The following is a 16,465-nucleotide window of genomic DNA, read 5'->3' on the forward strand; positions in this document are numbered from 1 at the left end:
CGCTTTGTGTGCCCGGTCACAGCGTTTTAATCATGACTTGCGACTTCCGGTTCCAGTCGTAAAGGCGTTTGCGTTCGATTGGCAGTTTGTCCACATCTCCCACCACAAAGCCGCGCTTCAGGAAAAAATGCGATGTTTGTGTAGTCAGCACAAACAGCTGTTTTAGGCCTTGTTTGCGTGCGTCGTGTTCAATTTTTTTCAGCAAACGCTCGCCATCTCCTGTGCCTTGCCATGAAGGGTGCACCACCAGGCAAGCCAACTCAGCCACACCCTCTGCATGGTAGGGGTACATGGCTGCACAGCCCCACAAAATACCATCGTGCTCCAGAACGGTGAAATGGTCGATGTCACGTTCAATGCGGTCGCGCCCGCGGCGCACCAGAATTCCCGCCATTTCAAGCGGTTCGATCAGGGTTTTGATACCACCTGAATCATCCAGTGTCGCTTGGCGCAAACTTTCCAGGTTTTCCTCGGAAACCATGGTTCCCACACCATCGTGCGAGAATAGTTCCAGCATGACACCGCCATCCAGGTTCAGCGGCACAATGTGTGCACGTCCCACGCCGCCTTGCACCGCCAGAATGCAGCACTCCAGATAGTCTTTGGTCAGCTCGGGCAGGTCCTCCTGAAGCATGATTTCACGTGCACGGTCCAGCTCAAGTTCTTCAAGCAGCTTGCCGCTTTTGTCGAAAATGCCTTCAATCTGGCTGACAAAAATCAGCTTGTCCGCCTTGATTGCGCGCGCAGTGCTGGTTGCAACATCTTCCATGCTCAGGTTGAATGCTTCGCCCGTGGGCGAGAAGCCGATCGTGGACAGCAGCACAATCGCACTGCTGTTCAGGCTCATTTGAATGGCGGTGACATCTATTTTTCGAACCAGGCCGGTGTGCTGCAAATCCACGCCATCCAGAATACCCATGGGGCGAGCCGTGATGAAGTTGCCTGAAATAACGCGCATGGATGAATGCGCCATCGGCGTGTTGGGCAAGCCTTGGGAAAATGCCGCTTCAATGTCCAGGCGCAGTTCACCTGCGGCTTCCTTGGCGCACTCCAGTGCGCCTTTGTCGGTGATTCGCCAGCCCTTGTGAAAAGCGGGTTGAATGTTGCGCAAGGCCAATTGCTCTTCAACTTGCGGGCGAGAACCACACACCAGCACAATTCGCATGCCCATTGCATGCAACAGCGACAAATCCTGGGCCAATGAATTCAGATAGCCTTGATAGGCCAACTCTCCATCGACCGCCACCACGAAGGTTTTACCCCGAAAGGCATGAATGTAAGGCGCAACAGTTCGCAGCCATTGAACAAAGGTTTGGCTGTTCATGGAAAGGTCGTCGTTGCTGGGAGCGTTACTCATTGGCTTGGGGGCTGTCCTGAAAAAAGGGAATACACTGTGGGCAGCCGTGGCCGCTCGTTCGATTGATTATAATTTCCGATTGAGCGTAGTCCAGCCTTCACTTTGTTTTTCCCCGATTTGATCGGAATTTGAACCCAATATTGGTTATTTGTGTTGTCAAAAGAACAAACCCTTCAGCCCCCACCCGAAATTCGATACCCCGAAGAGCTGCCGGTTTCACAAAGGCGAGCCGAAATCAAGCATTTGATTGCAGCGAACCAGGTTGTAATCGTGTGCGGTGAAACAGGTTCGGGTAAAACCACGCAGTTGCCAAAAATGTGTCTGGAACTTGGGCGGGGCTTGAACGGGCAAAGTATTGTGCACACGCAGCCTCGTCGATTGGCGGCCACCGCCACTGCCAAGCGGATCGCGCAAGAGTTGAATTCCGAGATTGGCCAATGGGTGGGTTTCAAAATTCGGTTTCAAGACCAATCCAATGCCAGCACCGCGGTGAAGTTGGTAACCGACGGCATTTTACTGGCTGAAAGCCAAACCGACCCGCTGTTCAAGAAATACGACACCATCATTATTGACGAAGCGCACGAGCGCAGCTTGAACATCGACTTCTTGCTGGGTTATTTGAAAGATGTGCTCACCAAACGGCCTGATTTGAAATTGATTGTGACCTCAGCCACCATCGATGCAGAGCGGTTCTCCAAGCATTTTGAAAATGCCCAAGGCAAGCCCTCTCCGGTGATCGAAGTGTCTGGTCGTTTGTACCCGGTGGAAGTGCGCTACAAAGACCCCAATGATTTTGACACCAGCAGGCGCAAGAATGCACCTGTGAACCTGGCTGATGAGGTGGATGAGGATGCCTTTCAGGCAGCCACACTCGATGCGGTAGAAGAACTTTGCCGCGAAGGGCAGGGCGACATTTTGATGTTCTTGCCAGGAGAGCGGGAAATTCGCGACATGGCAAATTTCCTCAGCAAAAACCTGAGGCAATCGCTGGAGATCTTGCCTCTGTTTGCCAGGTTGACAGCACAGGAACAGGAGCGCATTTTCAAACCCAGCGGGCGCAGGCGCATTGTGTTGTCCACCAACGTGGCTGAAACGTCGCTGACAGTACCGGGTATTCGTTATGTGATCGATTCAGGCGTGGCCCGCGTGAAGCGCTACAGCTACCGCAACAAGGTTGAAATGTTGCAGGTAGAACGAATTTCCAAGGCATCGGCCAACCAGCGGGCAGGGCGTTGCGGCCGGGTTGCCAATGGGGTCTGTATTCGCTTGTACGCCGAGGCCGACTTCGCAGGCCGTACCGATTACACAGACCCGGAAATTCTTCGATCCTCGCTGGCGTCCGTTATTTTGCGCATGAAAAGCCTGCACCTGACCGAGGTGGAAGACTTTCCCTTTCTGCAACGCCCCATGGGGCGCGCGATTGCGGACGGTTATCAATTGCTCAGTGAACTGAATGCACTGGACGATGCTGGGCACTTGACCAAAACAGGCCGGGCACTGGCCAAACTGCCGCTTGACCCCCGAATTGCCAGAATGCTGTTTGAAGCCAGTCAGCGCGGATGCCTAAACGAGTTGCTGGTGTTGGCCGCTGCCTTGTCGATTCAAGATCCACGCGACCGCCCGATTGACGCTCAAGAGGCTGCAGACAATGCCCAGCAGCAATTCGACGATGCAGAATCTGATTTCATGTCTTTTCTGAAGCTATGGAATTATTTTATTGATTTAAAACAACAAAATTTGACAAATCGTGACATGAAAAATGCGCTCCAGCGCAAGTTTCTGTCCGCGAACCGCCTGCGCGAGTGGAGTGAAGTTCATCAACAGCTTACCGCCATGGTGAAAGACCAAAAGTGGACTTTGAACGCCACACCCGCTACCTACGATCAAATTCATCTTGCACTGATGGCGGGTTTGCTGGGCAACATCGGTTTGAAGCACGAGACAGATCCGGTTTATCTCGGCGCGCGCAGCATCAAGTTTTCAGTTCATCCAGGTTCAAACCTGTTCAAAAAAGGTGGCAAATGGATCATGGCTGCCGAACTGGTTGAAACCACCCGCCTGTATGCCCGCAGTGTGGCCAAAATTCAACCCGAATGGATTGAGAAGGTGGGCGCGCATTTGGTGAAGCGTAACCACAACAATCCGCATTGGGAGAAGGGCTCTGGTCAGGCCGTAGCCCTGGAAACAGGCACTATTTATGGCTTACCCATTTACTCCCAGCGCCGTGTTAGCCTGGCAAAGTTTAATCAAGCCGATGCGCGCAGGTTGATGATTCACGAAGGCCTGGTGCCCGGACAGGTAAAAACCACAGTGCCCTTTTATGTACACAACCGCAAGCTGGTTGAAGACCTGGAAAAGCTGGAGCACAAAGCCCGCCGCCAGGATATTTTGGTGGATGAGGCGCTGATTGCGCAGTTTTATGACGACAAACTTCCGGCCGGTGTGTACAACCAGCAAACCCTGGAAAATTGGGCGAAACAAGCCAGCAAGGAAGACCTTGCAGCGCTGTACCTGAACAAGGAAGACCTGCTGAGCAAAAAAGCGGGCGACATTACCACCGAGTTTTATCCGAAAAAGCTGGAAATGGGCGGCTTGGCGTTTGACCTGACTTATCACTTTGAGCCCGGAAGCCCCCGAGATGGTGTCACACTGACCATTCCCCTGATGCTGTTGAATCAGGTAAACCCGGGCCGTACTGAATGGTTGGTACCCGGCATGTTGAAAGAAAAGGCCTTGCTGCTGTTGAAAAGTTTGCCGCAGAAGCTTCGCCGTCACTGTGTACCCGTGCCGCAATTTGCCGAAAAGTTTGCTCAAGCGCATTTCGATTCAAACTTGTATGAAAAGCCGCTTCTGGAACGCCTTCGCGATTTCGTGGCCAGTGAAACACCCGCACGGCCATTGCTCAGCGATTTCCGGATTGAAACCCTGCCGCCGCACCACTTCATGAATTTCAAGTTGATCGACGAACACGGGCGTCAACTGGACATGCAGCGCAGTTTGTCAGCCCTGAAGGCGGAATGGGGCCGCAAGGCGCAGGAAAGTTTCAAAAGCTCCGATGTAGTGGAGCAGGTGCGTGCTCAGGTAGGAGGGCAGGCGGGCATTGCTTCACCGGCCTCTGAAACACGCAAACTTTCGCCCAATCCAGCAAAGTCTTCCTCCGGCAGCAACAGTACGTTCAGCGATCAGCCAATCACCGACTGGAGCTTTGGCAGCTTGCCCGACATGCTGGAGATCAAGCGTGCAGGTCAAACCTTCTTTGGTTATCCTGCTTTAAAAGACATGGGTGAGCATTGCATTATTGAGGTATTCGATGAAGAGGAGATTGCCCGCAAAGTACATCTGGATGGCGTGCTTCGCCTGTTCAATATTGCCCTGAAGGAGCCTTTGAAGTACCTGACCAAAAACCTGATTGATTTTCAGAAGGTAGCCATGCTGTACATGCCGCTGGGCTCATCCGAAGAACTGCAGCAGCAGTGGATCAAGCTGACTTTGATGCGAAGCGCGCTTGCAGCAGGATTGCCCACCACGCAAGACGAGTTCAACACCAAAGCGCAGGAGGCACGCAGCCGAATGAATCTGATCGCCCAGGAAATCGGGAAAGTTCTTTTGATTATTCTGAATGAATACAGTGCACTTAACAAAAAACTCCAGGCATTGTCGAAATCATTCCCTGAATGCGTTGCTGACATTCAAAACCAGTTGAACTGGTTGCTGCCCAAGGGTTTTTTGCTGAAAAAGCCGTGGGAGCAATTGGCCCATTACCCGCGTTATTTGAAAGCGGCGCAAATACGCCTTGAGCGAGTGCGCAATTCGGTTGATCGAGACAAACAGTTGATGAAAGATGTCATGGATCTTCAATTACACTGGGTCCGTGCGAGTTCACAATTGAAAGGTCAGGAAGATGAAAGCCTGAGCCAGTTTGCCTGGCAACTCCAGGAGCTGCGAGTTTCGCTGTTTGCCCAGGAACTTCGTACGCCAATGCCAGTTTCCGTCAAGCGTTTGCAAAAGGCATGGGAAACCATGGCAAGGCGACAACAATAAAGGGAAGGTTTATGAACAACGCAATGTCCATTCTTTTTAACGCGCTGGTTGATTCATTTCGCCCAAAAATGCTGATGTTGACTTTGGTGTCTGTGGCCATTGCATCGGTGTTCTGGATTGTAATTATCTGGTTGTCGGTTGATCCATTGGTCAATGCCGCGACCTGGGCACTGGGTTATCTTGGTTTTGACTTTTCCGCCGATGCAGTTGCAACCGACGCCGCATTCATGGGCTGGTTGAAAGTCATTTTGGTGCCGCTGGCCGTGTTTGGTCTGTTGTGGCCGATTGTGGCCACTTCGGCCGTGTTGCTTGCAGGTTTGTACGTTACTCCACCTGTGGTCAATTACCTGACCGAGCGAGAATTTCAGGGCATCGAAAAGAGGGGAGACTCTGGCATGGTCATGAGTCTGTGGGTGACTTTGAAAGCAGTGGTCATTTTTCTGATTGCATGGATTGTCACATTGCCTTTGTGGCTCATGCCAGGCATGGCATTTGTGTTGCCTATTTTGCTGACCGCTTATTTGCTCATGGCCGTGATGAGGTTCGATTCCTTGGCCGGGCATGCCACCAAACTGGAAATGAAAGAAATCAAAAAGCGCGACAGCACCTCCGCCTGGTTGATCGGTTTGGTGTGCGCATTTTTAAGTTTCATTCCACCAATTTTGTTGATCATGCCGGTGATGTCGGCTTTGGCATTTACCCGCCATTATATGGGTGCACTCGTGCAGGTCAGAAACAACAAAACAATCGACATGCCCGCGATTGAATCCAACTAAATACACAAAGAGCAAAAAATGGCAGTACCTAAAATTGGCCTTATCGTAGTGGGCGACGAGATTTTGTCGGGCTTAAGGCAAGACAAACACATACCTGCCGTGATCGAGCGTTTGACCGCCCGTGGCCTGCATTTGTCTTGGGTACAAATGGTGGGTGACGACAGGGAGTTTTTAACCGCTACCTTGAAACGCTCGTTTGCCAGCGACCACATTGTTTTGAGTTGTGGGGGCATTGGCGGCACGCCCGATGATCACACACGGCAAGCAGCCGCCCAGGCACTGGGCCTGCCGATTGTGCGCCACGAAGGTGCAGTGGAACTGATTCGTCAGCGTTGCGAGGAAAGCGGGCAGCCCCTGGATGAGTTTCGGCTGCGCATGGCTGATTTTCCGGAAGGCGCCAGCCTGATACCCAACCCTTATAACCGCATTGCCGGCTTCACCATCGGGCAACATCACTTCGTGCCTGGTTTCCCGGTAATGGCCTGGCCGATGATTGAATGGGTGCTCGATACGCTCTACCCTCAGTTTCATCATCGGGAGCTTGAATACAAGAGGGCTTTGTTGTTGTTCAACACACCAGAAGCACGAATAACGCCAGTGATGGAGCAACTGGAGGCCCAGTACCCCGATTGCAAGTTGTATAGCCTGCCCAGTGTGGGTGACAACAAACTGGCTCGTCATATTGAGCTTGGGGTAAAGGCAAGGGGCGATCTTGCTAAAAAAGAAGTAGTTTCGAATGCGTTCACAGAACTGGTGAAAGTTCTGGAAAGCATGAATTGCGAGTTTGAGTTAATCAATTAAAAAAAAAGCCTGCCACAAAAGAGGGCAGGCTTTGAGAATTCGTTCCAGGAGGAACGAGGAGACATCTTTACAGGCAAAACAAGCTTAAGCTGCTTTGCGGGCCTTTGTAGTGGCTGTGTTGGAGGCTTTGATGGTTGCCTTGGTTGCGGCTTCCACGTTGGCTTCTGCCATTTCAACAGCTTGTTTGGTGGCCTTGCTTACACTGTCGTAAGCGGTGTTGGCTGCAGTAATTGCTGATTTCATCAGTGCGACAGCACTTTCTGAACCGGCAGGTGCATTCTTGCTGGCTGACTCAAACAGCTCAACGAATTTTTTGTTGTTCTCGGCGACTTGCTCTTCAACCAGCTTGGCTGCTTCAGAAGCAATGCCAGAGGACAGGGAGTACAGGTCTTTGCCGTAGGACACAGCTTTCTCTGACAAAGGTTGTGTCACTGATGTTGACACCGCAACGAATTCTTGAATGTCTTTTGCAGAGGACAAGGCTTTTACGGCCTCAACACTGTCTTCCATGTAAGCTTTAACAGCGTTAAGATTCAGTTCAACCACTTTTTCAACGTTGCTGAACGATTGCTGGCTAAGACCCAGGATCTTTTCAAGGTTGGCTTTTTGAACGTCGAGAAATTGTTCGGGGGTCATCATCATAGTTTGCTCCGTCAGGTTTCGTACCACTAGGGTTATTTTCGACACCGTTTGATGCGGTGCACAAATTGAATTCTACCAAAAAAAATTCTCTTGTCAACAAAAATGTTGCAACGCAATAAATCAAGTTCGTTCTGTTGTATTAATCATGATTGAAGCTTTTTATACCGATGAATTTGTTCTTCCATTGCCCCAAGGGCACAGATTTCCAATGGAGAAGTACCGAATTCTGCGCGATAAAGTGCATGCAAGTGATTGTTTTATAGAATTATCTGTGCCGAACGCCGCAACGCCAGGACAGTTGGCGTTGGCACATTGTCCTTACTACATTGAACGAATAGAAACTGGCAATGTTTCGAGACATGAACAACGTGACATCGGTTTTCCGTGGTCAGAACGGATGGTGGAGCGTTCCCGTCGTTCCGTGGGTGCCACCGTGTCGGCTGTTCGAAGTGCGCTGCAACACGGCGCTTCGGTCAATTTGGCAGGGGGTACGCATCACGCCAAGCGGAACAAGGGCGGCGGCTTTTGTGTGTTCAATGATTTGGCGGTGGCTGCACGCGTTTATCAAACAGACGCAATAGCCTGGTTAAACACAAATCAAACCAGATCAAATACCCGAGGCCTTGAGAATAAGGTGTTGGTGATCGATCTGGATGTACACCAAGGAGACGGTACCGCTGAAATTTTGGGCGGTGACGACAGCGTGTTTACTTTTTCAATGCATGGCGAGAAAAATTATCCTTTTCAGAAAGAAAAAAGTGATCTGGACATCGAGCTACCTGACGGAACTGGTGATGATGAATACCTCACACAACTGGAAAGGGCATTGAACCAGGTCAGCCAACGATTTACGCCAAATATGGTGTTGTATGTGGCAGGGCTCGATGTTCACCAATCTGACCGTTTGGGCAAATTGGCCTTGAGCGATGAGGGTATTCGGCTGCGCGACCAAGTGGTGCTGGAATGGGTGCAACACCGCAATTTGCCGGTTGCCGCAGTTATGGCAGGGGGGTATTTTCCAGACCTTGAGCATTTAACCGACTTGCAACTTGGGGTAATCAAGCGCTTGGCCGACTATGGTCGACACTATCAAGAACCCCTAAAAACTACACTGAACAGGTAGATTTAAGAAATCGCTCGAATTAGATGACTTAAAACCCTGTTATCACTCGATCTGGGGCCTTGGCGGTTAACCCAATTCTGCGTAGAATCCAACAAAGCATTCGTTCGAATAATAAAGACAACACACCATGATCCACAAAGCATTACTTGGCTCAACACTTCTTGCTTTATCCATGGTGTTCGGCTCCGCTGTGATGGCCGCTTCCGGCCAGTCCGAGCGTGCAAACCTGAAGGAAGCTCACGATCCACTGTCTTTGAACAGCTCAGTGGCTTTGGTGGCCGACGCAGATTCCCTCGAAGTGCTGTATGCCAAAAACCCTTCTGCGGTGGTTCCAATTGCGTCGATTACCAAAATCATGACGGTTGTGGTCACGCTAGAGGCAGGGCTTGATCTTGATGAAGTGATTACCATCACCACAGAAGACATCGATTACTACAAAAACACCCGTTCACGCTTGAAGCCTGGAAGTGAATTTACCCGTCGTGAACTGATTCATCTGGCTCTCATGGCCTCTGAGAACCGCGCTGCCTCCGCCTTGGGGCGCAGCTATCCAGGTGGTTTGGCAGCGTGCGTGGCTCAAATGAACCGCCGTGCTGCCTCCTTGCGCATGTTCAACACCAACTTTGCGGAAACCACGGGTCTTTCAGTTGAAAACAAATCAAGCGCCAACGACCTGGCTCGCATGGTTTTGCATGCCCAGCGCTTTCCCTTGATTCGCCAGTTTTCAACCGACCCCCAGTTTTCCGTGCAGTCGGGCAAGGGACAATTGAACTTCCGAAATACCAATCGCCTGATCAAAAACAAGGAATGGGATATTCAGGTTCAAAAAACCGGCTTTATCAATGAAGCTGGGCGTTGCCTGGTGATGAAGGCCAAGGTAGGTGATCGCAACTTGGTGATCGTGTTGCTGGATGCATTGGGCTCTCAGGCCAGGTTTGCCGACGCAGAGCGTATTCGCGAATATGTAATGGCCGTGGCACCCAGCACTGCCGCATACGTGCCAAAATAAAACTACAGCCTGAATCGACCGCTGGGTGGGGTAACTCGCCCTTGCCAGCCCAGCGATGCGCTAATTCGTTGCGCCGTATGAATTAATTCTTGCAACCAGTCTTCCTGAATGCGGTCTGCCGGTGCAGAAATAGACAAACCGGCAATCAGTTTCGATGAATCGTCGTAAATACCCGCCGCCATACAACGAACACCCATTTCAAGTTCTTCGTTGTCACGCGCGAATCCTTCAGTTCTCACCAGCAACAGTTCCTTTTCCAGCTTTTCAAGCGTGGTCAGACTGTTCAGCGTAGTGCCACGCAAAGTGGTTCTCTCGGCGTAGAGCTTCAAATTCTCTGGTGATTCATTCGCAAGAAAAAGCTTGCCGGTCGATGTCAGGTGCAAGGGTGCACGGCCTCCGATTGCACGTACCACCTGCATGCCTGATCGTTCGCTGTAGGCGCGGTCCACGTACACAATTTCATCGCCTTGTCGAACTGACAGGTTCACGGTTTGGCCAGTCAGGCGGTGCAATTTGCGCATCAGCTCCAGTGCGGCATCACGTACGTTCAATCGGGCTTTCACCAAATTGCCCAGTTCAAGCAAGCGCATGCCCAGGCGGTACAAGCCCGGGTCGGTGCGGTCAACCAGTCGGCAAGCCACCAGGTCATTCAAAATTCGGTGAGCAGTGGAGGGGTGTAGCTTGGTGTCGCGGGCCAGGTCTTTCAATGCAACGGGATCTTGGTGTTCGGCCAAGGCATCCAACAATTGCATCATTCGCTCAATCACCTGAATACTGGTGCGTCCAACCGACTCTTCGCTCATACGGGGTAGTTCCTTTTCATGCAGTGAGAAGTTTAAACCATATTGTGAAATACGTCACTCGTTATGGTTATCACTACTGGCCGGAAAGCGGCGTGCTGCATACACTTGAACAGTTTTTGTTCATTTTGGGGAAATGCCTTGCGCGTCGGTTTGTTTGTTACCTGCCTTGTGGATTCCATGCGGCCCTCTATCGGTTTTTCAACCATTGAGTTGCTGGAATCAGCCGGTTGCGAGGTGGTGGTGCCTCAGGCCCAAACCTGTTGCGGTCAACCCGCCTGGAATTCAGGCGATCAGGATAGCACGCACAAGCTGGCTCAAAAATGGCTGGCTGAGTTCGAGCAGTTTGATTACGTGGTTGCTCCATCGGGTTCTTGCGCCGGCATGACAAAAACCCATTACACCGAAGTGTTCAAGAACGACCCGGATTTGAAAATGCGCGCGGCCCGTTTGGCTGCACGCACCTACGAGCTCACTGACTTTTTGGTCAATGTGCTGGGCCTGGACAAGGTCAAGCTAGGGGTGAGCGAGCTTAAACAGATTACCTATCATGATTCTTGCAGTGGGCTGCGCGAGTTGGGTGTGCAGAATCAACCCCGCACCTTGATTGGCAAAATGGGTGGCGTAGAAATTCTTGAAATGAAAGACAGTCGGCAGTGCTGCGGTTTTGGTGGCACGTTCGCCTTGAAGTATGGCGAGGTTTCCAGCGCAATTTGTACCGACAAGTGCGAGCAGGTACAAGCGACCGGTGCACAGGCAGTGGTGTTGGGCGACCTGGGCTGTATGTTGAATATTGAAGGCCGATTGCGTCGCATGGGTGACAACACGCAGGTGTTGCATGTGGCCGAATTGCTCACGGGCCGCAAGCCCGGTCAAATTTAAAGTGGGGCAGTAACACCATGCAAGTACAAAGCATGTTTTTTGAACGCAAGGCCAGTGAAAAGCTGAATGATCCGCGTTTGCAGGAAAACTTGAAACGCTTGTCTTCAAAGTTTGTGAATGCACGTGCCACCAGTATTCTGGAGCTGGAAGATTTTGAGGGCACTCGGTCTGCGGCAGTTGAAATTCGCAACCGAAGCATCAAGAACCTGGATGTATGGCTTGAATTGTTTGAACAGAAAGCAGTCGAGACTGGTGCCAAGGTATTGTTTGCACGCACACCGCAAGAGGCAGCCCAGCTGGTTGTGAAAATTGCCAAAAAGCACGGTGTGAAATCGGTGATCAAATCGAAGTCGATGGTGACTGAAGAAATGGCACTGAACAAAGCGCTTGAAGCGGCGGATGTGAAAGTGCGCGAGACTGACCTCGGCGAATACATTCTTCAAATCAACGACAACGAGCGCCCCAGCCACATTATTGCGCCCGTGGTTCACAAAGACAAAGAACAGGTGGCGGACCTGTTTGAAAAGCATCACCATTTGCCCCGCAAAACCGACATCGCTGAAATGACCCGAGAAGCGCGTGAAATTCTGCGCCCTCAGTTTTTGGCTGCCGACATGGGTGTCACGGGCGGCAATTTCATCATTGCAGACACTGGCTCAGTGGCCTTGGTTACGAACGAGGGCAACGAAGGCATGTGCACCATTAACCCCCGCGTGCATGTGGCCATCACAGGTGTTGAAAAAGTGGTGCCCACCCTTGAAGACTTTGCCACCTTGATTCGCTTGCTACCGCGCTCGGCAACCGGGCAAAGCATTTCCAACTACGTGTCGTTGTTAACTGGCCCAAAGCGGGAAGGCGACCTGGATGGTCCCGAACACATGTATTTTGTGATTCTGGATGGTGGGCGTACAGGCTTGCTCGGTGGCGAGTTTGAAGAAATGCTTCGCTGTATCAAGTGCGGTGCTTGCATGAATCACTGCCCGGTGTATCAAAAAATTGGTGGTCATGCCTACGGTTGGGTTTATCCCGGCCCGATGGGATCGGTTCTTACGCCAAGTTACACCGGTATTGAAAAAGCGCTTGATTTGCCGCAGGCGGCCACTTTGTGCGGCGAGTGCCATGTGGTGTGCCCTGTGAAAATTCCGCTGCCCGATTTGCTGCGCAAATTGCGAGAGCAGCAGTTCTCAAGGGGGCTTCGTCCATGGCAGGAAAAAGCAGCATTCAAGGTGTGGGCTTTTGTGGCACAGCGGCCTGCGTTGTATCGCGTATTGTCACGCATGGGCATTAAGGCCATGGCATGGTGGGGAAAACGCAAAGGCGGTATACACAGTTTGCCGGGTGCCAGGGGTTGGACTGATCAACGTGACTTTCCCGTGCCCACGGGTGAAACCTTTTCAAATCTGTATCAGCAACGCAAGAACAAGTAGATTTATAACTCACATTCAGCAAGGCGAATGCCTGAGAACAAGGAGCGGCTTTCCGAAAGCCGCTCCTTTTATTTTTTTCTAATCTTCACTTTGCAATTTACATGGATGGTGGCAGCGCATTCAGTCACCAGTTCAGGGCCTTTGTAAATGAGGCCTGTGTATATTTGAACCAGCTTTGCACCCGCGCGAATTTTCTCCACGGCATGCTCACCGCTGGAAATACCGCCCACGCCAATGATTGGAATGTCGTCGCCCAACTCTGCGTACAAACGCTTGATCACGTGGGTCGACTTCTCCAGCACGGGTGCTCCGCTTAGGCCACCTTGCTCCTCGCCATGGGGAAGGCCAGCCACGCTGGTTTTGTCGATTGTGGTGTTGGTTGCAATAACACCGTCAAAACTGAAATGGGTAAGCCGCTTGGCAATCGCATCAATTTGATCGTCATCCAGATCGGGGGCAATTTTCAAGGCCATGGGTTTGTACAAGCCATGTTCATCGGCCAAGGCTTTTTGTTTTTCTTTCAGTGAGCCCAATAAAATATCGAGGCTGTCGCCGCCTTGCAGGTCGCGCAGGTTTTTGGTGTTCGGTGAAGAAATATTGACTGTGATGTAGCTCGCGTAGGGATACACCGCTTCCAGCGCGGCCAAGTAATCATCTGCAGCATTTTCAACCGGAGTAAGCGCATTCTTTCCAATATTGATCCCCAATACGCCCGGGTAATTGCTGGCCTTTACATTCTTTATCAACGTGTCCACGCCCTCGTTGTTAAAGCCCATGCGGTTAATCAATGCATTGGCTTTGGGCAGCCGAAACAGCCTTGGTTGCGGGTTGCCGGGTTGCGGTTTGGGCGTTACCGTACCTACTTCAAGAAAACCAAAACCCATCAGGCCCAATTCGCTGATGTAAGCGGCGTCTTTGTCCAGGCCGGCTGCCAGGCCCACTCGGTTCGGGAAGTCGATACCCATGACCTTTACGGGGTCAGCAACCGCCTTGGGTGAAAAAAACTTGAGCAAACCGAGCTTGCGCAGCATTTGCAGATTGCTGAAAGTAATGTGGTGTGCTTTCTCGGGATCAAGGGAAAACAGGGCAGGGCGAACAAGCGAATAGGGAAGCAGCATGGCGGTTTTCAGACACCGGTAATTTGGATGGAATAGCCCGCATTGTAACGGGGAAACTACGGGCTTGATTAGCGGCTTGGTTCAGGCGAGGGCTGCCACACGTTGTCCTGGAGAATTTCTGCCGAGGAAAAGCGTGCCTTGTAAGCCATTTTCTCGCTTTCCTTGATCCAGTAACCCAAATACAGGTAAGGAAGTTCGAGGTCCCGACATTGCTCAATTTGCCAAAGTACGCCATAGACTCCCAGGCCGCTTCGTTCCTCAGGATCGAAGAAGGTATACACCGAGGACAGCCCATCGGTAAGGATGTCAATGATGGACACCATCACCAACTTACCGTCAGGGTTTCGGAATTCAACCAAACGGGAATTTACCCGGGTTTGCAGCAAAAATTGGGAATACTGTTCACGGCTGTCTTCATCCATCCCGCCACCATGATGGCGGGCCGACTGGTATTTCAGGTACAAAGCGTAGTGTTCGGAATTGAAGTGCAGGCGTTGTACGCTGGGTTTCAGGCTTGCAAAAGTCTTTGCAGTGCGCCGCTGGCTTCGATTGGTGTGAAACTGGGATACTTTCAAGCGCAGGGGCTTGCATGAATTGCAACCGTCGCAATGGGGCTTGTAGGTGAACAGGCCGCTGCGACGAAAACCCATGCGAACCAACTCGCTGTATACATCGGCGTTGATTAAGTGGCTTGGGGTTGCCACCTGCGACCTGGCCAAACGATTGTCCAGATAGCTGCAGGGGTAGGGTGCAGTCGAATAAAACTGCAAGGTAGAGAAGGGCAGTTCCTTAGGTCTGGTCATACGTCCATTTAAGTTCGCGGGGTTCCCAATTCAAGGTGGGCTGCACAATGGAATTCGCCATTTCAGTCTCAAACACCTTTCTGCTTACCGTGCGGGCACCCATTGACATCAAATGCCCGGTAGCCTGCTGGCAGTCAATTATGTGCACATTCTGAGATTTTAGCCAATACACAAAATGAGCGAAGGCCACTTTAGATGCATCGGTTTGCGTTGCAAACATGCTTTCACCGTACACCATTTTACCCAAGGCCACGCAATACAGGCCGCCGATGAGCTGGTCGCCTTGCCAGTGTTCAATCGAGTGGGCCAAACCGCGCTGGTGAAGCGTTGTGTAAGCCGCAATCACTTCTTCGGTAATCCAGGTGCCGTCCTGGCCCGGTCTGGGCGCTGCGCAGGCACGCATCACTCTCTCAAAGGCGGTATTCAGGCGAATGGCGCTTCCCGGGGTGTCGTGCATTTTGCGTATCGCCTTGGCCAGCGAGCGGTGTAGCTTGAATTCAGCGGTATACAACACTGCGCGTGGGGAGGTGCTCCACCAAAGCACAGGTTCACCTTGGGAATACCAGGGAAATATGCCCCGTGCATAACTCGCTTCAAGCCAGTCCGCATTGATTTCCATGCTGGCTGCAAGCAGGCCAGGCGGATACTCTAGCGCTAGTGCAGTGCTGGGGAATTCGCCAGGAGAGTCCAGCCAGGGTATGGTGGTTTTTGTCATCCGGCCTTGAATTGCGAATCAGTCCAGTCCGTGTGATCGAACACATCGCCCGTGTGCAGGGTATACCGTCCTGCTTTTCGGTCTGCAAAAAACAGGGTCAGTGTTTTTGACACAGTTTTAAAGGCCAGTTCATCCCACGGAATTTCTTCTTCGGAAAACAGTTTCACATCCAGGCTTTCTTCACCCGCACAGAAGGTGGGGGTGGGCATCTCAGCGCGGAAAAAAATATGAACCTGTTCAGCGCGAATTACATCGAACATGGTGAACAGAGGGCCCAATTTGATTTGAGCACCAGCTTCTTCCAGTGTCTCGCGGGCGGCACCCTGATGTGTGGTTTCGTTCAGCTCCATGAAGCCTGCAGGCAGGGTCCAAAAACCGTGGCGGGGTTCAATCGCTCGCTTGCAAAGCAAAACCTTGCCCTGATAGGTTGGAATGGTGCCAACTACAATCTTCGGGTTTACGTAATGAATTGCGCCACATCCTGGGCAACAACTTCGTTCTCGGTTGTCGCCGGCAGGAATGCGAAGTTCAAGCGGGGTGCCACATGTGCTGCAGTATTTCATTTGTTGTTTGCTTCTATTTTTTTGAAAAAATCACTTGCAGTGTAACCGACAAATATGTGTATAATTCGGGCTGCTCAAATTGCTGAGGCAATGCAGGCAGAAGGCAAAAAGAATTAAAAGTTTTGCATTAAAGTTTCAACAAATCGTATTAAATACAGTTGACAACTTAAGCGGAATAATTAATAATCTCGGTCTTCGCTTCGGGGGTATAGCTCAGCTGGGAGAGCGCTTGCATGGCATGCAAGAGGTCAGCGGTTCGATCCCGCTTACCTCCACCAAAGCACACGGTTTTAGGTCCCCATCGTCTAGAGGCCTAGGACACCGCCCTTTCACGGCGGTAACACCGGTTCGAATCCGGTTGGGGATGCCAAATTTGGCACAAAACGCTTCTCACCCACAGGGTCAGAA

14 protein-coding genes and 2 tRNA genes are annotated in these 16,465 nt (G+C 51.5%); 9 read left to right on the top strand and 7 right to left on the bottom strand.

Annotation, left to right across the window (positions count from 1 at the left end; genetic code table 11):
* Positions 1–16 precede the first annotated feature (16 nt).
* On the bottom strand, positions 17–1,357 hold the full coding sequence (argA, locus tag B4C79_RS14855; RefSeq protein ID WP_171099205.1) for an amino-acid N-acetyltransferase: 1,341 nt from the start codon (positions 1,355–1,357) through the stop codon (positions 17–19).
* A gap of 150 nt (positions 1,358–1,507) precedes the next feature.
* Here argA and hrpA point away from each other — a divergent pair, with 150 nt between their 5' ends.
* The 3 genes from hrpA to B4C79_RS14870 are packed head-to-tail and all read left to right on the top strand — an operon-like array spanning position 1,508 to position 6,975.
* Positions 1,508–5,398, top strand: a complete 3,891-nt coding sequence (hrpA, locus tag B4C79_RS14860; protein ID WP_291741703.1) for an ATP-dependent RNA helicase HrpA — start codon at positions 1,508–1,510, stop codon at positions 5,396–5,398.
* Positions 5,399–5,409: 11 nt separating this feature from the next.
* Complete coding sequence (locus B4C79_RS14865; RefSeq protein WP_291741701.1) at positions 5,410–6,174, top strand: EI24 domain-containing protein; 765 nt, start codon at positions 5,410–5,412, stop codon at positions 6,172–6,174.
* An 18-nt stretch (positions 6,175–6,192) separates the two neighbouring features.
* The gene (locus B4C79_RS14870; RefSeq protein ID WP_291741699.1) at positions 6,193–6,975 is read left to right on the top strand and encodes a competence/damage-inducible protein A; all 783 of its coding nucleotides are present in this window, start codon (positions 6,193–6,195) and stop codon (positions 6,973–6,975) included.
* Positions 6,976–7,059: 84 nt separating this feature from the next.
* On the opposite strand, the gene B4C79_RS14875 is transcribed toward B4C79_RS14870, so the two are convergent.
* On the bottom strand, positions 7,060–7,614 hold the full coding sequence (locus B4C79_RS14875) for a phasin family protein (RefSeq protein ID WP_275270874.1): 555 nt from the start codon (positions 7,612–7,614) through the stop codon (positions 7,060–7,062).
* A gap of 211 nt (positions 7,615–7,825) precedes the next feature.
* Between B4C79_RS14875 and B4C79_RS14880 the strand changes: the two genes are divergently transcribed.
* On the top strand, positions 7,826–8,740 hold the full coding sequence (locus tag B4C79_RS14880; protein WP_348676537.1) for a histone deacetylase: 915 nt from the start codon (positions 7,826–7,828) through the stop codon (positions 8,738–8,740).
* A gap of 127 nt (positions 8,741–8,867) precedes the next feature.
* Positions 8,868–9,749: a serine hydrolase gene (locus tag B4C79_RS14885; RefSeq protein ID WP_291741695.1), complete on the top strand. Its 882-nt coding sequence runs from the start codon at positions 8,868–8,870 to the stop codon at positions 9,747–9,749.
* 2 nt (positions 9,750–9,751) lie between these two features.
* Here B4C79_RS14885 and B4C79_RS14890 read toward each other — a convergent pair whose 3' ends face one another.
* A complete protein-coding gene (locus tag B4C79_RS14890; protein WP_105029174.1) occupies positions 9,752–10,552 on the bottom strand; it encodes an IclR family transcriptional regulator in 801 nt (266 codons plus the stop codon).
* A gap of 138 nt (positions 10,553–10,690) precedes the next feature.
* Here B4C79_RS14890 and B4C79_RS14895 point away from each other — a divergent pair, with 138 nt between their 5' ends.
* Together B4C79_RS14895 and B4C79_RS14900 are read left to right on the top strand one after the other, a co-directional pair.
* A complete protein-coding gene (locus B4C79_RS14895) occupies positions 10,691–11,431 on the top strand; it encodes a (Fe-S)-binding protein (RefSeq protein WP_171099193.1) in 741 nt (246 codons plus the stop codon).
* Positions 11,432–11,448: 17 nt separating this feature from the next.
* The gene (locus tag B4C79_RS14900; protein ID WP_291741691.1) at positions 11,449–12,858 is read left to right on the top strand and encodes a LutB/LldF family L-lactate oxidation iron-sulfur protein; all 1,410 of its coding nucleotides are present in this window, start codon (positions 11,449–11,451) and stop codon (positions 12,856–12,858) included.
* Positions 12,859–12,926: 68 nt separating this feature from the next.
* On the opposite strand, the gene B4C79_RS14905 is transcribed toward B4C79_RS14900, so the two are convergent.
* From B4C79_RS14905 to B4C79_RS14920, 4 genes are all read right to left on the bottom strand, one after another.
* On the bottom strand, positions 12,927–13,976 hold the full coding sequence (locus tag B4C79_RS14905) for a quinone-dependent dihydroorotate dehydrogenase (RefSeq protein WP_291741688.1): 1,050 nt from the start codon (positions 13,974–13,976) through the stop codon (positions 12,927–12,929).
* 68 nt (positions 13,977–14,044) lie between these two features.
* Positions 14,045–14,779: an arginyltransferase gene (locus B4C79_RS14910; protein ID WP_171099187.1), complete on the bottom strand. Its 735-nt coding sequence runs from the start codon at positions 14,777–14,779 to the stop codon at positions 14,045–14,047.
* Complete coding sequence (gene aat, locus B4C79_RS14915) at positions 14,766–15,494, bottom strand: leucyl/phenylalanyl-tRNA--protein transferase (RefSeq protein WP_291741686.1); 729 nt, start codon at positions 15,492–15,494, stop codon at positions 14,766–14,768. Before aat ends, B4C79_RS14910 begins: the two co-directional genes overlap by 14 nt.
* On the bottom strand, positions 15,491–16,057 hold the full coding sequence (locus tag B4C79_RS14920; protein WP_171099183.1) for an NUDIX hydrolase: 567 nt from the start codon (positions 16,055–16,057) through the stop codon (positions 15,491–15,493). The genes aat and B4C79_RS14920 overlap by 4 nt, the downstream gene beginning before the upstream one ends.
* Positions 16,058–16,259: 202 nt before the next feature.
* On the opposite strand from B4C79_RS14920, the gene B4C79_RS14925 reads away from it, so the two are divergent.
* Positions 16,260–16,335, top strand: a tRNA-Ala gene (locus B4C79_RS14925).
* A gap of 16 nt (positions 16,336–16,351) precedes the next feature.
* Positions 16,352–16,427, top strand: a tRNA-Glu gene (locus B4C79_RS14930).
* Positions 16,428–16,465 lie beyond the last annotated feature (38 nt).

The organism is Limnobacter sp. UBA7229, from assembly GCF_002473065.1.
GTDB classification, from domain to species: Bacteria; Pseudomonadota; Gammaproteobacteria; order Burkholderiales; family Burkholderiaceae_B; genus Limnobacter; species Limnobacter profundi.